This window comes from Pseudomonas putida, from assembly GCF_002906855.1.
Lineage (GTDB): Bacteria > Pseudomonadota > Gammaproteobacteria > Pseudomonadales > Pseudomonadaceae > Aquipseudomonas > Aquipseudomonas putida_N.
This window is the reverse complement of sequence record NZ_MINI01000028.1, coordinates 364,460-381,695: the sequence shown is the minus strand read 5'-3', so window position 1 is coordinate 381,695 and position 17,236 is coordinate 364,460. Positions and strand designations below refer to the sequence as shown.

Sequence of the window (17,236 nt, the reverse complement as noted above, 5' to 3'; positions counted from 1 at the left end):
CTTAGTGCTGCTGCTTGGCAGAGCGGATCTGGTGGACCACGCCCATGGCCACCACGACCGCCGCGGCGATGCCGGTGGAGATCACCAGGATCTGGTAGTCAGGCATGAAGGCCATGGTCACCAGGGCGGCGATGATGAAACCGATCACCAGGTAGGTCAGCCACGGGAACAGCCACATCTGCAGGCGCACTTCCTTGCCTTCGGCAATCAGCTTGCGGCGCATACGCAACTGCGAGAAGGCGATCACCAGGTACACCAGCAGGGCGATCATGCCGGTGGTATTCATCAGGGTTTCCAGCACGTCTTTCGGGCGCAGGGTCTCGCTGAAGTTGATCAGCGCGCAGACCACGGCCACGGCGCAGGAGCCGATGATCGCGTAGACCGGTACACCGGTGCCGGCGCGGGTGATCTTGAAGAACGACGGCGCGTCGCCACGCTGAGCCAGGGAGAACAGCATGCGCGAAGCGGTGTAGTGGCCCGAGATCAGGCAGCTGCTCACCGAGGTCAGCACCACGAAGTTCATCAGCAGCTCGGCGTGCGGCACGCCCAGCAGCTCCAGGGTACGGCGGTAGGCGCCATAGCCGGAAACGCCCAGTTGCGGATCGTTCCACGGAACCAGGCAGACGATCAGGAAGATCGAGCCGACGTAGAACAGGCACACACGCCATACCACCGAGTTGGTGGCCTTGACGATCTGGGTGGCCGGGTCCTTGGCTTCGGAAGCGGCGATGGTGACGATTTCAGCGCCGAGGAAAGCGAACATCACACCCAGCAACGCACCAATGACCGTGGTGATACCGTTGGGCATGAAGCCTTCGGCGGTCAAATGGGTGATGCCGCGTACTTCACCGAACTGCCAGATGTTCATCACGGCAGCGCCACACACGATCAGGAAGCAGACGATCGCCACCACCTTGATCAGCGCGAACCAGAATTCGAACTCACCATAGTGCTTGACGTTGAAGAAGTTGACGGTGATCAGCAGCAGGGTCGTGGCCAGCACGAACACGTTGACGCTCACGTCGGGGAAGAAGCCATGCAGGATCTTGCCCGCCACATAGGCTTCCCAGGCCATCAGGATGACCCAGTACCACCAGTACAACCAGCCGATGGTGAAACCGGCCCAGCGGCCGATCGCGCGGTCGGCGTAGGTGGAGAACGAGCCGGTGTCAGGCGAGGAAGTCGCCATTTCACCCAGCATGCGCATGATCAGCACCACCAGGATGCCGCCGGCCAGGTAGGCCAGCACTGCGGCCGGGCCGGCGCTGTGGATCACGCTGCCGGAACCGACGAACAAGGCGCCGCCGATAACCCCGGCGATCGACATCATCGTCAGGTGGCGCGACTTGAGCGAGGCACTGAGCTTGCTCTCGTGCCCGCTTTTCTCGGTGGTTGTTGTGGATGTTGCGTCCATCAGTTGTGTACCCCGTGCTTCTTTTTATCCAAGGAAAACTGTGAAACCCCGATGGCTCTCGGTTTCACCTGTACATCAGTGCTAATGCGGGCAGGATGGTGTGCGCAAACACACGCAGGCCTTCCGTGGCGGCCTGCTGACGCGCCCCAGGGTTGGCACCTCGGGCGAACTGAACATGCTTTATGTGGCGATATCTGACACCTAATGTAAAAATGTCCGACGTAGAGAGCCATGCACAGTGGCATGAATCTCGCACTGCACTGTACAGGCCGCCGATGCAATACACCCCGCTGCACCTGGCGTTTCGCACTCTTGAAGGCCCCGAATGTTCGAATTACATCCAGACTCTTCCACGCCGTTGGTCAACCAGATCATCGACGGCCTGCGCGAGCTGATCGACAACCAGACCCTCAAGCCGGGCACCAAGGTGCCGTCGATCCGCGCCTTCGCCGCGAGCTATTCGGTGAGCACCTTCACCGTGGTCGAGGCGTACGACCGCTTGGTCGCCCAGGGCCTGCTGGTGAGCAAGGGCAATGCGGGGTTCTTCGTCAATCGTGCGGCGAACGAGCTGCTGGAAAACCAGAACAGCGAGGCCGAGAGCGGCCGACCGACGTTCAATTCCGAGTGGTACCTGCAACAGATCTTCGAAACCCGCCAACTGCCGTACAAGCCCGGCTGCGGCTGGTTGCCCAACGACTGGATGTACGAAGAAGGCCTGCGCCGCGGCCTGCGCCAAGTTGCCGGCAGCCCGCTGGAGCTGTCTGGCTACGGCGACCCGATGGGCCTGCCGGAGCTGCGCGCGCTGACCGCACAGAACCTGCAGCAGGAGCTGTCGATCGTCTGCAATCCGGCGCAGCTGATGCTGACCCACGGCGCCAGCCAGGCGCTGGACCTGGCCGTGCGCACCTTGGTACGCCCCGGTGACGTGGTGCTGGTGGACGACCCGGGCTACCCCAACCTGATGAGCATCCTGCGCACCCAGGGCGCAACACTGATCGGCGTACCGCGCACGCCGAACGGTTATGACCTCAATCACCTTGAGCAGCTGCTGGCGCACCACCGCCCGACCGCCTTCTTCACCCAGCCGCACCTGCATAGCCCGACCTGCTCACGCACCCCGCTGCCGCAGCTGCACCGCCTGCTGCAGCTGGCCAGCCAGCACGGCTTCCGCTTGGTGGAAAACAACCTGTACGCCGACATGGTTGCCGAACCGCAGCCGTGCCTGGCCAGCCTCGACCACCTGCAGCAAGTGGTCTACGTGGGCAGCTACTCGAAGAGCATCTCGCCGAACGTGCGGGTCGGCTACCTGCTGGCCAACCCGGAGCTGATGCAGAAACTGCTGCACTTGAAGATGCGCTCGGGGCTGACCACCTCGCAGGTGATGGAGCGGGTGGTATACGCCGCGATCATCGACGGGCGCTGGCGCAAGCACCTCAAGCGCCTGCGCCAGCGCCTGGCCGAGGCGCATCAGGAAGTCGGCCGGCATCTGCATCGATTGGGCTTCGAACTGTTCATCGAGTCGGATGAAGGGATGTATATCTGGACCCGCCACCCGGCGATTCCGGACAGCGCGGCGTTGCTCGATGATGCGTTGGAGAAAGGCATCATGCTCGGACCTGGACAGTTGTTCATGGTCGATGCCAAGGCGACCGGGTGGATGCGCTTCAATGTGGCGTTCAGTACCGATCCTGCGATGTGGGAGTTGTTGGAGAAGGTGTTGGTGAAGCATGTGCGGCGGGGTGGGATTTAGGGATTGGGGTGTGGCCGGGGTGTTCGCCTTGGCATTTTCAGAGCCTGGGAGATCGAGCGCCGCGCGGGCGGCGCTCGATTTCAAAGGCGCTGAAAATAATGTGGCAAGCACCTGTCAGTCCAACCATCCATTCGCATACCCTTTCTGGAACAATGATGGCAAACGGCTACGCTCTCCCTGTCCAAACTGGCCAAGCGCACAGCGGTGTCGACTCAGGAGATCAGGACCATCATCGAGGCCTTGCAGCAAGGCAGCCGCCAGGCCGTCGAGGCCATGCACCATAGCCGTGAAGGGTCGAGCGGTGCGTGCAAGACCTTTCATCCTTGAATGGGTTGACTACCACAAGCTTTTTGCAGAGAGCCTACTCGACCAGAATCCCTACGAAGTAATTCCATCTTTGCGGGCATAGTCGTGCACTGGAGCATTCCACTGTCCTACACCACGTGATCAGGAGAGCTGAATGACCTCCCGCAGGATAATGACCGCTTCAGAAATTGAAGAAATCTATTCGCCAGCTCCGTTCCGCTATGACATCGAATCCCTTTTGAATTGGGCAAAGCCATATACGCTTCCGATAGCGCCTCCGAGCATAGAAGCGTTACTCGATAGCGAAGTTGGCTGGGACCCGGAGGCTATCGCACAAACGATCATTGATGCAATTGAAGCAAGTCGCCCCTCCGAACCACCGGGCCTGAAGCAATACCTGCACAGTCATTACGCAGCAATTGATACTCGCCATACTGACGAACCAAGCAAACTGAAGGCCAAGAGACAATTTCTGCAAGAGCTCCAAGAAATGCTCATCTACAAGCGCCTACCCACTGATGAGTTCTCGGGTATACATATATACACCGAAGGCGAAGCTCCAGCTCACCTCTTCGACCTCTATACCGACGCCCACATTGACATTGAAGAAGAGTTCGACATTGTGCAGGGTTTCCTGTACGCCCTTATGCGAAGCGTTACCGCCGCACAAGTCGAGATCATTTTAGGTCAGAGCCTGAAATCAATCCATCACGAGATAAGAGCTCTCAATTCAACACTTGCATCTTATAATTACCGCAACGCTGCTGACACCTCGAAAAGCAACACCATAACCTTAAGTACAACCTCTTCGATCCAACTCACCACCCCCCTGGGCTCGATAGCCGCCGACTCTCATTACGACCGTCAACTAGTAAAAGCGTTACGCGCTGGTATCAGCTGCTGGCAGGCTTAGCCGGAGCGGTGGCAACGCGAATTTTCAAAGTAGGCATAGGTGCTCTCTTCTATTCCCCCGAACTGGGAAACGGTGACCTCTATCATGAAACGGCGCTGAGCATTCCGGCAGACTCATTAATACCCGACCTACCCGATCAGCTTTACGAAAAAGCCCTTAGCAATGACGTGGCAGAGTCGCACTATCGGGTTTATACAAAAAATGGCACTTACACACTTATCAAACAGCCGCAGACAGCAAGAGCTAAAAATAAAGTACCGCTTCGCCCGCTCCACTTTGACAAGGAGACGAACAGTTATACCTCTGTTCCTTCGCAGCAGTTCCCAATCAAGCTAACGTTCCCCGCCCACACGCCGGGCAACGCTTCGACAATCAAGCCCGGCGAGCAGATACCTGTTTATCCCTATCGCGGCGTAACGCTCACCCCACTGCACATCGAGGCCTCCCCTCTACCCGCGCTAGAACCCGAAGACTTCGAAGACTGCATCTACTGCTTCCCACCGGAGTCAGGCCTACCGCCTTTGTACATTGTATTCAGTTCTCCCTATCCCGGCGCAACGATACTGGGTGCGTTTAGCGGGCGCTACTACAACCCCGAGAAAGCTGGAGGCCCCATCGAAAAGTTAGACTGGGAGGAAGCTCTAATAACACAGGACGGCATTGACCTTGTGAAATTACACACAAGTCGTTTCGGATCGTCAGATGGAAATAAAACAATGATCGACAGGCTTGAAAAAATCCTATATGGAGAAATGGCAGTGACAGACACGGATAAACGATTTTACACACATGAAGTCCGAGAGCTAGAGCGCTACCGCCGTCTCGGGATTGCAGACGGCATCGAGCCTGACGACGAGTCGGAAACATGGAATAACACTCACACCGCCACACTCGAAGATTATAGGTTAAGCTCTGACTTCCAACTGCTCTACACACCCGAGGCCTTAGAGGCTGACGCGGCGCAAACTCAGCGAGGATACAAATGAGTACCATCAGTGACATTATCAAGAACGAAAACCCTGTTGATGTTGTCTTGTTTCTGACCAGCAAGAGCGGCATTGACCATCCACGGCTCGACAGGCTCTACAATCAAAATAATTGGGCAAACATCGGCGACAACATGAAACTCATCGAACTCATTAGAGACATGAAAAGCAAGGGACTCATCCAGAATCAAGACGGCCGCTATGTCAGGGGTCCAAACTGGGAAGCCCCCGCATTCTTGCTAGAAAAAAAATACACCTTTGAGTAAAGCATAATTAATGTTCAAAAACTCCCCCAGGCCTAATCCATTTCACCCCTGACTGGGCCTGCGGGAGAAAACTTTAATAAATCAGCCACTTTACTGCTTAGTTAAAACCACTGCTCTTGGCCTTGAAAGAACGCCTGCGCATTCGCCTCCAGACTCTCCAGGTGATACCCCCCTTCCTGAACAATCACGCAAGGCAACCGCAGCGCTCGAATCCGCTCACCCAACGCCGCAAACCCTTCCGTCGGGCGGCATTGTTGATGTAGCAGAAACCACCCGCCGCATCGAACCGCGCATGGTGCCCCGGTGGCCGGCACAGCGCATAGGCTGCGGGTTCGCCATCGAGAATGGCCTGGGCTCCGGCAACCGCGCTCTGCGCCGACCAGTACGCCGAACGCCAGGTGTACTCACCCACCGGGCAGCTGCCATCGGCCAGGTAGCGGCCAGCTTGCGCGAGGATGCCGCGCAAGGCGTTAGGCTCGCGGACGAAGATGTTCGACATCACCTCGTCGCCCCAGTCCTCGGGCACTTCCTTCCAGCGCGCATGGGCTTCTTCGAGGAACGCCAGGTAGGCCTCGCCATGCACCGCCTTGAGCGGCGCCAGGCCGGCATCGGCGGGCTGGCGGATGTCGAAGCCCAGGTCCTTGGCCGCCTGCAGCAGGCGCTGGGCGCGTTCGGGGATTTCCTGCGGGGTGCGCATGGCGCCGCGCGAGTAGTAGCTGCGCGGGTGGTGCAGCAGCTGTTCGGGGTGGAAGTAGCAACGCATCAGGCTTCTCCTTGTTCGACTTGGCCGGCGCGGGCCAGCACGGCGTTGAGCAGTACGTCGACGCCCTGGCGGGCATCCTCGGGCAGCACGTCTTCGGCTTCGTTGTGGCTCAGGCCGCCGACGCAGGGGATGAACACCATCGCCGTCGGGCAGTAGCGGGCCAACAGGATGGCGTCGTGGCCGGCGCCGCTGACGATGGATTGCTGGGCATAGCCAAGGCCGTCCACCGCCTGCTGCACGGCGGCCACGCAGTCGGTATCGAATGGCGTGGCCGGGCTGACCCAGTGGCGCTCGATGCGCACCTGCAGGCCGCGCTGGTTGGCGATGGCCTGCAGCTTCAGGGTCAGGTCACGCTCCATGGCCTCGATGGCTTCGTCACGGTGGTGGCGCAGGTCGACAGTGAAGCGCAGCACGCCGGGGATGGTGTTGCGCGAGGACTTGGCAATCGACAGTTCGCCCACGGTGGTCAGGCCTTCTGGCGCAAAATCAGCCGCCAGTTGCTCGACTGCCTGGATCATCCGCGCGGCGCCGTACAGGGCGTCCTTGCGCAGCGGCATCGGCGTGGTGCCGGCGTGGGCGGCCATGCCTTCGACGGTCACGTCCAGCCAGCGGATGGCCTGGCCACCGCTGACCACGCCAATGGCCTTGGCGTTGTCTTCAAGGATCGGGCCTTGCTCGATATGCGCCTCGAAATAGGCATCGACCTGGCCGCCTAGCGGGCGTTGGCCGGCGTAACCCGTGCGCTGCAGTTCGTCGGCGACGCTGATGCCATCGGCATCACGGATGGCCAGGGCCTGGTCCAGCGCAAGGGTGCCGGTGAACACCGCCGAGCCGAACATGGCCGGAGTGAAGCGGGCGCCCTCCTCGTTGGTCCACACCGCGATTTCCAGCGGTTTGCGAGTCTGGATGTTCAGGTCGTTGAGGCTGCGCACCACCTCAAGGCCGGCCAGCACACCATAGACACCATCGAAACGGCCGCCCTCTGGCTGGGTGTCGAGGTGGCTGCCCATCATCACCGGGGCGGCCGCCGGGTCGCTGCCGGCGCGTCGGGCGAACAGGTTGCCGATGGCATCCACGCTCAGCGTCAGGCCAGCCTCGCGGCACCAGTGGCTGAACAGTTCACGGCCAGCCTTGTCCTCGTCGCTCAGGGCCAGGCGGCAGCTGCCGCCGCGGGCGGTGGCGCCGACTTCGGCCATGGCCATCAGGCTCGCCCACAGGCGTTCGCCATTGCTTTTCAACATGTGCGGGTACTCCAAATCAGGTGAATCGATCAGGCCAGTTCCAGGCGCTGGCTACGGGCGTACTGGCGCGCCAGGGCAAGCACGCAGACCAGTGAAATGGTGGCGATCAGGGTGTAGAACACTGCCATCGGCCACCATTGGCCTGTGAAGCTGTGGGCCAGCCAGGTGCCGATCAGCGGCGTGAGGCCGCCAGCGATGGCGCCACACACCTGGTAGGCCAGGGAAATCGCGGTGTAGCGCACGCGGGTTTCGAACATGCCGCTGACGTAGCCGGCGATCACCGCGTAGAACGAGGCCATGCAGGCCGCCGCCAGGGCAATGCCAAGCACGATCAGCGGGCCTTCGCCGCTGCTGACCAGCACGAACATCGGGTATGGCGAAGCCATCGCCAGCAGTGCGATCAGGGCCAGGAAGCGGGTGGCGCCGAGCTTCTCCGAGAGCCACGCGGCCAGGGGCTGCACGCAGAACTGGATGATCGCCACGAAGAACAGGCATTCAAGGATCAGCGAGCGCTCCAGGTGCAGCTGCTGGGTGGCGTAGCTGATCATGAAGGTGTTGGTGAAGTAGACCCCGGCGATGCCCAGGGTGTTGGCACCAATGCACAACAGCAGCGGGCGCCAGGCGGTGCGCAGCACTTCAAGTACCGGCGCCTGTTCCTTACGCTGGGCCCTGGCCGCCTGCTCGCGGCTGGCGATGAACTCAGGCGACTCATTGACCCCCAGGCGAATCGCCAGGCCCACCAGCAGCAGCAACGCGCTGGCCAGGAACGGCACGCGCCAGCCCCAGCTCATCAGGTCTTCCTCGGGCAGGCGGGTCACTGCGCCAAAGGCCAGCAGCGACAGGATCAGGCCCGCCGGGCTGCCCAGCTGGGCAAACGAGGCGAAGAAGTTGCGCCGCCCTTTGGGCGCATGTTCACCGGCCATGAGCACGGCGCCGCCCCACTCGCCACCCACGGCAATACCCTGAATCACCCGCAGGATGATCAGCAGCACCGGTGCGGCGGCACCGATCTGTGCGTAGGTCGGCAACAGGCCGATGCATACGGTGACGATGCCCATCATCAACAGGGTGATGACCAGCGACTTCTTGCGCCCGATGCGGTCACCCACATGGCCGAACACGATGCCGCCCAGCGGCCGCGCGAAGAAGCCCACGGCAAAGGTGCCGAAGGCGGCCATGGTGCTGAACAGGCTGTCGTCGGAGGGGAAGAACAAGGCACCGAACACCAGCGCAGCGGCGGTGGCGTAGATGTAGAAGTCGTACCATTCGATCATGGTGCCGATGAACGCGGCGGCGGCGGCACGACGCGGCTGGGGTGAAGCGATAGGCTTCATGGGAGCTCCTTTGCTTGTTTTTCTGGCAGGAGTTGACGGGGTCACGGTGGCGCTCTGGCGGCGCTATGAGTGCGATTTATCGTCCCAGGGCTATGATTAGTCAATTTTCTATTTATTATTCGAACTATTAACCCTGCTTATCATCGAGCCTGCCATGTCCGACCGCCTGCTCAACGACCGCCTCGACTGGAACCTGCTGCGCACCTTTCGGGTGATTGGCCAGGAGTTGTCCATCAGTCGCGCCGCCGCGCGCCTGCACCTGACCCAACCGGCTGTGAGCCAGGCGCTCAAGCGGCTGGAGGACCAGCTTGGTCGCCAGTTGATTGCCCGCCGCGGGCCTCGCTTCGTACTCACCGACATGGGCGAACAACTGTTTCAGTTGGCCGGTGAGGTATATGGGCAAATGTCGCAGATCGGCGGCTTGCTGGAGCAGCCGGCGGACGAATTGGTAGGCAAGGTGCGATTGCTGATGATTAGCCGCATCGTCAGTGAGCGGTTCGATGACTTTCTGGCGGACTTCCACCGCCAGCACCCACGGGTAGACCTGGAAATCGACGTGATGCGCAGCTCGGACATCGTCGCCGCCTTGCAGGAAAAGACCGCCACCGCTGGCCTGAGCCTCAACCGCCGGCCGCAGCCACGGCTGGAACAGCGCCTGTTCCTGCGCCAGCGCTATGCGTTTTTCTGCGGCAAACACCATGCCCTGTTCGGCCAGGACGAAGGCGATCTGCAGCGGGAGAATTTCGTCAGTTTCACCAGCGACCAGATTGGCGGCATGCTGTCGCCGCTGACCATTTTCCGCGACCAGCAAGGGTTTTCCGGGCGGATCGTGGCGTCGTCGCCCAGCCTTGAAGAGGTGCGCCGGCTGGTGATTGCCGGGTTCGGCATCGGCTGCCTGCCCGAGCATGTGGTGGCGCCGGATGTGGTGGCGGGGTTGCTGTGGAAGCTGCCGCCTGCGGAAGGGATAGCCGATGTGGATATTCACCTGTTGTGGAACAGAGAACAGCGGTTGAGCCGGGCCGAAGAGGTGTTTATCGGGGCCCTGCAGGAGTGCCTTTCCGGCGCGGTCACCTAACGCTTTTGAGCGGTTTGGTAGACCTCGCTACGCTCACGTTTGCCAGCCTATACCACGACTACAACGATCCGCTCATCCTCGACTCTGTACACCAGTCGATAACCTGAAGCTTTCAGCTTGATCTTGTAGTGGTTCGGCAGGTCACGCAGCGCATCGGCCTGGACCTTGGGTGACTGCAAGCGTTCGCCAAGCTTTTTCTTGATCTGCTCGCGGACGGTGTGCCCTAGCTTGCTCCACTCCTTCATCGCAGAAGGCAGAAATTCGAGCTTATAAATCATCCAGAGTTACCGGTACGCCCTTTTCACCCAGCCTCGACTTGGCCAGCTCGGTCAATTCAAGATCCCCCAGACGCTCCATCATGGCTTCGTACAGTTCGGCAGGCACCATGTAACCCAAAACACGATTGTGATTGAGCACAGCGACGGGCATGCCCGCAGCACCTGTCATCACTGCGGATGGGTTCTTTTTCAGCTCCGACACGCTTACGGCCACGTCAGCGAAAATATTCTGCATGAATTAAAACCTCAATAAAGAACGATATTTTGGTCTATCTATAGGACACAAACGAGTCGCAACTGCTCAGAGAGCTGTCGTCGGCGGGCTTGCTATGCGTTCCCACAGCATGTGAAAACACACTAAACTTGGATCCCATCCACTGACAGAGTATGCTCTTGAGGTAGCCATGTGCCATCACCCAGGTATCTTTACCTGGTCTTCAAGGACGAAACTCCCGTGCCCAGCCACCCGACCCGCCACACCATTGCCCGACAATGGCAGTTACTGAAACTGCTGCCAGACCGACATCCCGGGATGAGCTCCACGCAATTGCAGGCCGCACTGGCCAGGGCCGGCCACAAGACCAGCAAGCGCACGGTCGAGCGCGACCTCAACGAACTGGCAACGCTGTTCCCGCTGCACTGCAACAGCAAGGGCATGCCCTACGGCTGGTACTGGCAGCCAGGCCTGAGCCTGGATGAGGCCGAGCAACTGCAACCAGACCAACTCACCCCCTCGCAACAGATCGAACTGCAGGCCTGGGTCGACGATGGCCTCGCCCGTCGCCTGGAAGACCAGCCGCTGTCCGAGGACATGCGCCTGGCTCCGCATGACAAAGGCGGCGCGATGCTCGCGGCCACAGTCGAAGACAGCCGTGCGCTGATGGGCTGGCTGCTGTCCCAGGCCGGCTCGATCCGGGTCAAGGCACCGGAAACACTGCGCGTGTCGATGGTCGAACAGCTGCGCCAGAGCCTGGCGTTGAACGACGATGGCTATTGACGCTGTTGCACCTGCCTATCTACTCGACATGTCCTACAACATGAGATGAGCCGCCTTACTGTGTGGCTGCTGCAGGATTACTAGCATCGGCACTCTCTTGATCTAGCGAGTGCCACGACCATGCTACCGACCCGCTCCCATCGCTCTGCGTTGACGCTGCTGTGTGCAACCGTTCTTGCAAGCCCCGCGCTCCTCGCCATGCCCCTGACCCGCGACAACGGTGCGGCGGTAGGCGACAACCAGCACTCCCAGACGGCCGGCGCCACTGGCCCGACCTTGCTGCAGGACGTGCAGCTGATCCAGAAGCTGCAACGCTTCGACCGCGAACGCATCCCCGAACGCGTGGTGCACGCCCGTGGCACTGGCGCCCATGGCGAGTTCACCGCGTCCGAAGACTTGTCTGCGCTGACTTCTGCGCCGCTGTTCACACCGGGTGAAAAGACCCCGGTATTTGTGCGTTTCTCGTCGGTTGTACATGGCGTGCACTCGCCGGAAACCCTGCGCGACCCGCGAGGCTTCGCAACCCGTTTCTACACCACGGCAGGCAACTGGGACCTGGTTGGCAACAACTTCCCGACCTTCTTCATTCGCGACGCCATCAAGTTCCCGGACATGGTCCACGCGTTCAAGCCCGACCCGCGCAACAACCTGGGCAACGACGCCCGGCGCTTCGACCTGTTCTCGCACATGCCGGAGGCCACCCGCACCCTGACCCTGCTCTACTCCAACGAAGGTACGCCAAAGAGCTATCGGCACATGGATGGCAACAGTGTGCATGCCTACAAGTTCATCAACGCCAACGGTGAACCCACCTACGTCAAATTCCGCTGGAAAAGCCTGCAAGGCCAGGAAAATCTCGACCCCAAGGCTGTCGAGCAGATCCAGGGCAAAAGCTTCAGTCACATGACCGAGGATCTGGTGGCTGCCATTGCCCGTGGCGACTATCCCAAGTGGGATCTCTACATCCAGACACTGCGCCCTGAGGAGCTGGCGGCCTTCGATTTCGACCCGCTGGACGCCACCAAGGTCTGGCCGGATGTGCCCGAGCGCCGGGTCGGGCAGATGGTGCTCAAGCGCAATGTCGGCAATTTCTTCCAGGAAACCGAACAGGTCGCCCTGGCACCGTCCAACTTGATCAAAGGTATAGAGCCCTCCGAAGACCGCTTGCTGCAGGGCCGACTGTTCTCCTACGCCGACACCCAGATGTACCGGATCGGTGCCAACGCAGGCAGCCTGCCGATCAACCAGCCCCGGGCGGCAGTCAACAATGGGAACCAGGATGGTGCACTCAACCCCAACCGCACCCGTGACATGGTCAACTACCAGCCCAGCCGCCTGCAGCCGCGTAGCACCACCGACTCGGCCCGCTACAGTGAACTGGCCTTGAGCGGCACCACTGAGCAACGAGGCATCACCCGGGAACAGAACTTCAAGCAGGCCGGTGATCTTTACCGCGCCTACTCGAAAAGCGAGCAGCGCGATCTGGTCAACAGCTTTGGTCAGTCGCTGGCCGTCGCTGATGAGCAAAGCAAGCACATCATCCTGTCGTTCCTGTACAAAGCCGACGCCGATTACGGGACGAGGGTTACAAAAATTGCCGGGGGCAGCCTGAAGCGGGTCAAGGCACTGGCAGCCGACCTGCAGGATTGACATTTGCAGGCCCGGCCAACTTGGCCCGATAGCTGCCCGGGCTTTGCCCTGTCCACTTCTTGAACGCCCGGTGAAACGCACTGGGCTCCTGGAAGCCGGCCTGCTCGGCAATCTCGGCGATGCTCAAGGTGCCTTCGCGCAAGCGCTCGAAGGCCATCGCCCGGCGCACTTCATCCTTGATCTGCTGGTACGAACGCCCTTCGCGCTCCATCTGGCGGCGGAAGGTGCTGGCACTGATCCCCTGCTGCTCGGCCATGGCCGCAAGCGTCGGCCATTGCCCATAGCGGCGTGCGCGCAAATGCCGATAAACCTCTGCCACCAGCCCGTTCTGATTGCGAAAACGGATCACCAGGCCCTGCGGCGCGCTGCGCAGGAAGGTTTTCAGGCCGGCCAGGTCCTGCACCACCGGCAGGCGCAGCCAGGCACTGTCGAACTCGACCTCGGTACGCCCGCTGCCCAGGCGCAGGTCCGGCCCCCACAGCAGCGGGTCGTCGTCCTGGGCCGGGCGCGCCACCGCCAGCTCCGTGCGGTCGATAGAGATGCGCCGCCCGGCCAGCCAGCACAGCAGGCCGATCATCAGCACCAAATAGGTTTCCTCGGCGTACACCCGGGTCAGCGGGTCGGCGATCGCCGACTGCACGCTGATCACCGCGCGCCCGCCGCGTATCGTGAGGCTGCCGCGCAGGTCACGCAGGAACAGGGCGAAACTGCTCATGCATTGGCGCAGGGCCTTCTCCAGGTTGGGTTCCTGGATCAAGCCACGGCAGATCAGGGCAAAGCTGCCCAGCGGCATGCCATGACTGTCGAGGCGGAAGAACTCGTCGTCCAACAGCTCGATCAGCTCCAGCCACAAGCGCGCGAAGGCCTTGGCCGGCACCCGGGCCTGGGGTTGGCCGATCAAAACCGGGTCGATGCCCACCCCACGCAGCCGCGCCTCCAGCACTTCGGGCTGGTCACGCAGGGCATGCAGCATGGCATTGAGAAAGTACACCGCGACCGAATCGCTATCGCGCATGGCGGAATTCGCTGTCTATGCTGAGTGGCAAAAAATGCCAGGTTGATTGAACAGATCCGGCATAGGCTGCAACAGAGCCTTTGCCTAGACTCGAACCCACCTCGGGATCGTCGGCCATTCTCGCAGAGCCTGGCCCGCTCCCGCCATGCCTTCGCAACCGGAGCTTCTATGAGCAGCGCAGAAATCTACGTCGTCAGTGCCGTCCGTACCGCCATCGGTGGTTTCGGTGGTTCCCTCAAGGACCTGCCACTGGCCGACCTGGCCACCGCCGTGACCCGCGCCGCCATCGAGCGCTCGGGTGTGCCCGCCGAGCAGATCGGCCACATGGTGATGGCCACCGTCATCCCTACCGAGCCACGCGATGCCTACCTGTCGCGGGTAGCGGCGATGAACGCAGGCATCCCTAAGGAAACCCCGGCCTTCAACGTCAACCGCCTGTGTGGTTCGGGCCTGCAGGCCATCGTCTCGGCCGCCCAGTGCCTGCTGCTGGGTGACGCCGACGTGGCCCTGGCCGCCGGTGCCGAGTCCATGAGCCGCGGCCCGTACCTGCTGCCGCAGGCACGCTGGGGCGCACGCATGGGCGACCTGCAAGGCATCGACTATACCGTCGGCGTATTGCAGGATCCGTTCGAACATTTCCACATGGGTATCACTGCGGAAAACGTCGCGGCCAAACACGGCATCAGCCGCGAGATGCAGGACGAGCTGGCCCTCACCAGCCAGCGCCGCGCCGCCCGCGCCCAGGCCGAAGGCCGCTTCGACAGCCAGATCGTGCCGCTGGAGCTGAAAACCCGTAAAGGCACCGTGCAATTCGCCGTCGACGAGCATGTGCGCGCCGATGTGACTGCCGAGCAACTGGCCGGCATGAAGACGGTGTTCAAGAAAGACGGCACCGTCACCGCCGGCAATGCCAGCGGCATCAACGATGGCGCCGCCGGCCTGGTGCTGGCCACCGGTGATGCCGTGCGCCGGCTGGGCCTGAAGCCGCTGGCGCGCCTGGTGGCCTATGCCCACGCTGGCGTCGAGCCGGAACTGATGGGCCTGGGCCCTATCCCGGCAACCCGCAAAGTGCTGGAAAAGGCCGGCCTGAATGTCAGCGACCTGGACGTGATCGAGTCCAACGAAGCCTTCGCCGCCCAAGCCTGCGCCGTGGCTCGCGAACTCGGCTTCGACCCGGAGAAGGTCAACCCGAACGGTTCGGGCATTTCCCTGGGCCACCCGGTCGGCGCCACCGGGGCGATCATCGCCACCAAGGCCATCCACGAACTGCAACGCATCCAGGGCCGCTACGCGCTGGCCACCATGTGCATCGGCGGCGGCCAGGGCATTGCCGTGGTCTTCGAGCGCGTCTGAGGGAACTGAACCATGACGATTGAACAGATTGCCGTGATCGGCGCCGGCACCATGGGCAACGGTATCGCCCAGGTGTGCGCGGTGGCCGGCTACCAGGTATTGATGGTGGACGTTTCCGACGCCGCGCTGGAGCGTGGCGTGGCCACCTTGAGCAAGAACCTGGAGCGCCAGGTGAGCAAGGGCACGCTCGACGCCGAGCGCGCCGAGGCGGCAAAAACCCGCATCCGTACCAGCACCGACTACGCCCAGCTGAGCAGTGCGCAGCTGGTGATCGAGGCGGCCACCGAAAACCTGCAGCTCAAGCAGCGCATCCTGCAGCAGGTGGCAGCCAACGTGGCCGCCGACTGCCTGATCGCCACCAACACCTCGTCACTGTCGGTGACCCAGCTAGCCGCCAGCATCGAGCACCCCGAGCGCTTCATCGGCGTGCACTTCTTCAACCCGGTGCCGCTGATGGCCCTGGTCGAGATCATCCGCGGCCTGCAGACCAGTGACAGCACCTATGCCCAGGCACTGGTGGTCACCGAGAAGCTTGGCAAGACGCCGATCACCGCCGGCAACCGCCCGGGTTTCGTGGTCAACCGCATCCTAGTGCCGATGATCAACGAAGCGATCTTCGTGCGCCAGGAAGGCCTGGCCAGTGCCGAGGACATCGACACCGGCATGCGCCTGGGCTGCAACCAGCCGATCGGCCCGCTGGCCCTGGCCGACCTGATCGGCCTGGATACCCTGCTGGCGATCATGGAGGCCTTCCACGAAGGCTTCAACGACAGCAAATACCGCCCTGCCCCGCTGCTCAAGGAAATGGTCGCGGCCGGATGGCTGGGGCGCAAGACCGGCCGCGGCTTCTTCACCTACTGAGGAGCGCACGCCATGCCCCCGGTCAATGCCGCCATGCGCTGTGCCAACTTCGAAGAGCGACGCGACCGGGCCATGGCGCTGTTCGCCGAAAAGGGCTTTGGCCAGGTCAGCATGCGCGAGCTGGCGGCGCATGTGGGCCTGACCGCCGGCTCGCTGTATCACCATTTCCCCAGCAAGCAGGACCTGCTGTTCGACCTGATCGAAGAGCTGTACGAGGAACTGCAGGCCACCTTGGAGCAAGGGCGCCGGGCCATGGCCCGAGGGGCTTCGGCGATGGGCTGCCTGATTGCCGCGCACTGGCAGTTGCATGCCGAGCGGCCCATGCAGTTTCGCCTGGCCGAGCGCGACCTGTGCTGCTTGAGCGAGGAGCAGCAGGCGCGCCTGGGTTTGCTGCGCAAGCGCTATGAGGCCGGTTTGCTGCGCCTGATCGCGCCACGGGCGACCTTGCAGGGCGAGGCATTGGTGGCGACCTCGCATGTGGTGGCGACATTGCTGAACCAACTGCCGGGGATGCTCAAAGGCTTACCCGAGGAACAGGGGCTGGGGTTGATGGAAAGCCTGTTGGTCGGCGGAATCGAGCGGACCCTGCGATAGACAGGCCAGGCCATTTCGCGGGACAAGCCCCGCGAAGAGGCCGGTGCAGGCTAACGCAGCAGGGCCTGGATCTGCTCGTGCAGGGTATCGAGGTCGAACGGCTTGGCCAGGATCGGCGCCTTGCGCGCGATCGGGCTGCCGGACTCGAGGATCTCCGCCGGGTAGCCGCTGATGAAGATCACCTTCAGGTCCGGCCGCAGCTTCACCGCAGGTTCAGCGATCTCCACCCCGGAAATACCACCGGGCAAGCGGAAGTCGGTCACCATCAGGTCCAGGTGCGGCTTGCTCGCCAGAATCGCAAAGGCCTGCTCACCGTCCTCGGCAACCAGCACGTGGTAGCCCTCTCCCGCCAGGTAATCACGCAGGATCATCCGGATCGCCGGTTCATCCTCGACCACCAGCACTACATCTTGTGCATCTTCACTCATGACAACGCCTTG

The 17,236-nt window shown here is 61.8% G+C and carries 17 protein-coding genes and 1 pseudogene; 10 read left to right on the top strand and 8 right to left on the bottom strand.

Annotated elements, in window-relative coordinates; translation table 11 throughout:
- Position 1: 1 nt before the first annotated feature.
- Positions 2–1,414, bottom strand: a complete 1,413-nt coding sequence (locus BGP85_RS02090; RefSeq protein ID WP_103447915.1) for an amino acid permease — start codon at positions 1,412–1,414, stop codon at positions 2–4.
- A gap of 325 nt (positions 1,415–1,739) precedes the next feature.
- On the opposite strand from BGP85_RS02090, the gene BGP85_RS02085 reads away from it, so the two are divergent.
- The 4 genes from BGP85_RS02085 (at position 1,740) to BGP85_RS02070 (ending at position 5,635) form a co-directional block, all read left to right on the top strand.
- A complete protein-coding gene (locus tag BGP85_RS02085; RefSeq protein ID WP_103447916.1) occupies positions 1,740–3,164 on the top strand; it encodes an aminotransferase-like domain-containing protein in 1,425 nt (474 codons plus the stop codon).
- 460 nt (positions 3,165–3,624) lie between these two features.
- The gene (locus BGP85_RS02080) at positions 3,625–4,383 is read left to right on the top strand and encodes a hypothetical protein (protein ID WP_103447917.1); all 759 of its coding nucleotides are present in this window, start codon (positions 3,625–3,627) and stop codon (positions 4,381–4,383) included.
- A gap of 8 nt (positions 4,384–4,391) precedes the next feature.
- Positions 4,392–5,369: an S-type pyocin domain-containing protein gene (locus BGP85_RS02075; protein ID WP_181004506.1), complete on the top strand. Its 978-nt coding sequence runs from the start codon at positions 4,392–4,394 to the stop codon at positions 5,367–5,369.
- Positions 5,366–5,635 (top strand): hypothetical protein, encoded by a 270-nt coding sequence (locus BGP85_RS02070; RefSeq protein WP_103447919.1) that lies wholly within the window; start codon positions 5,366–5,368, stop codon positions 5,633–5,635. Before BGP85_RS02075 ends, BGP85_RS02070 begins: the two co-directional genes overlap by 4 nt.
- Positions 5,636–5,736: 101 nt before the next feature.
- Here BGP85_RS02070 and BGP85_RS02065 read toward each other — a convergent pair.
- The 3 genes and pseudogenes from BGP85_RS02065 to BGP85_RS02055 form a co-directional block, all read right to left on the bottom strand.
- Positions 5,737–6,398: pseudogene (locus BGP85_RS02065) on the bottom strand (hypothetical protein).
- Entirely contained in the window at positions 6,398–7,639 is a 1,242-nt protein-coding gene (locus BGP85_RS02060) for a Zn-dependent hydrolase (RefSeq protein WP_103447921.1), read from the bottom strand. The pseudogene BGP85_RS02065 and the gene BGP85_RS02060 overlap by 1 nt, the downstream one beginning before the upstream one ends.
- Positions 7,640–7,668: 29 nt before the next feature.
- Complete coding sequence (locus BGP85_RS02055; RefSeq protein WP_103447922.1) at positions 7,669–8,973, bottom strand: MFS transporter; 1,305 nt, start codon at positions 8,971–8,973, stop codon at positions 7,669–7,671.
- Between the two features lie 154 nt (positions 8,974–9,127).
- Between BGP85_RS02055 and BGP85_RS02050 the strand changes: the two genes are divergently transcribed.
- Positions 9,128–10,048, top strand: coding sequence for a LysR family transcriptional regulator (locus BGP85_RS02050; protein WP_103447923.1), 921 nt, complete (start codon positions 9,128–9,130; stop codon positions 10,046–10,048).
- 47 nt (positions 10,049–10,095) lie between these two features.
- Here BGP85_RS02050 and BGP85_RS02045 read toward each other — a convergent pair whose 3' ends face one another.
- Complete coding sequence (locus BGP85_RS02045) at positions 10,096–10,326, bottom strand: type II toxin-antitoxin system RelE family toxin (protein ID WP_103447924.1); 231 nt, start codon at positions 10,324–10,326, stop codon at positions 10,096–10,098.
- Positions 10,316–10,561, bottom strand: coding sequence for a type II toxin-antitoxin system Phd/YefM family antitoxin (locus BGP85_RS02040; protein ID WP_103447925.1), 246 nt, complete (start codon positions 10,559–10,561; stop codon positions 10,316–10,318). The genes BGP85_RS02045 and BGP85_RS02040 overlap by 11 nt, the downstream gene beginning before the upstream one ends.
- 219 nt (positions 10,562–10,780) lie before the next feature.
- Here BGP85_RS02040 and BGP85_RS02035 point away from each other — a divergent pair, with 219 nt between their 5' ends.
- Positions 10,781–11,323 (top strand): WYL domain-containing transcriptional regulator, encoded by a 543-nt coding sequence (locus BGP85_RS02035; RefSeq protein WP_099814564.1) that lies wholly within the window; start codon positions 10,781–10,783, stop codon positions 11,321–11,323.
- A gap of 198 nt (positions 11,324–11,521) precedes the next feature.
- Complete coding sequence (locus BGP85_RS02030) at positions 11,522–12,973, top strand: catalase (protein ID WP_258035873.1); 1,452 nt, start codon at positions 11,522–11,524, stop codon at positions 12,971–12,973.
- Here BGP85_RS02030 and BGP85_RS02025 read toward each other — a convergent pair.
- Positions 12,942–13,988 carry an AraC family transcriptional regulator gene (locus tag BGP85_RS02025; RefSeq protein ID WP_103447927.1) on the bottom strand — a complete coding sequence of 349 codons (1,047 nt, stop codon included), beginning with the start codon at positions 13,986–13,988 and terminating at the stop codon, positions 12,942–12,944. The genes BGP85_RS02030 and BGP85_RS02025 overlap by 32 nt on opposite strands.
- Positions 13,989–14,156: 168 nt before the next feature.
- On the opposite strand from BGP85_RS02025, the gene BGP85_RS02020 reads away from it, so the two are divergent.
- The 3 genes from BGP85_RS02020 to BGP85_RS02010 are packed head-to-tail and all read left to right on the top strand — an operon-like array spanning position 14,157 to position 16,796.
- On the top strand, positions 14,157–15,341 hold the full coding sequence (locus BGP85_RS02020) for an acetyl-CoA C-acyltransferase family protein (RefSeq protein WP_103447928.1): 1,185 nt from the start codon (positions 14,157–14,159) through the stop codon (positions 15,339–15,341).
- 12 nt (positions 15,342–15,353) lie between these two features.
- Complete coding sequence (locus BGP85_RS02015; RefSeq protein ID WP_103447929.1) at positions 15,354–16,202, top strand: 3-hydroxybutyryl-CoA dehydrogenase; 849 nt, start codon at positions 15,354–15,356, stop codon at positions 16,200–16,202.
- A gap of 12 nt (positions 16,203–16,214) precedes the next feature.
- The gene (locus BGP85_RS02010; protein ID WP_103447930.1) at positions 16,215–16,796 is read left to right on the top strand and encodes a TetR/AcrR family transcriptional regulator; all 582 of its coding nucleotides are present in this window, start codon (positions 16,215–16,217) and stop codon (positions 16,794–16,796) included.
- A 50-nt stretch (positions 16,797–16,846) separates the two neighbouring features.
- Here BGP85_RS02010 and BGP85_RS02005 read toward each other — a convergent pair whose 3' ends face one another.
- Entirely contained in the window at positions 16,847–17,224 is a 378-nt protein-coding gene (locus BGP85_RS02005) for a response regulator (RefSeq protein ID WP_023629509.1), read from the bottom strand.
- Positions 17,225–17,236: the final 12 nt, after the last annotated feature.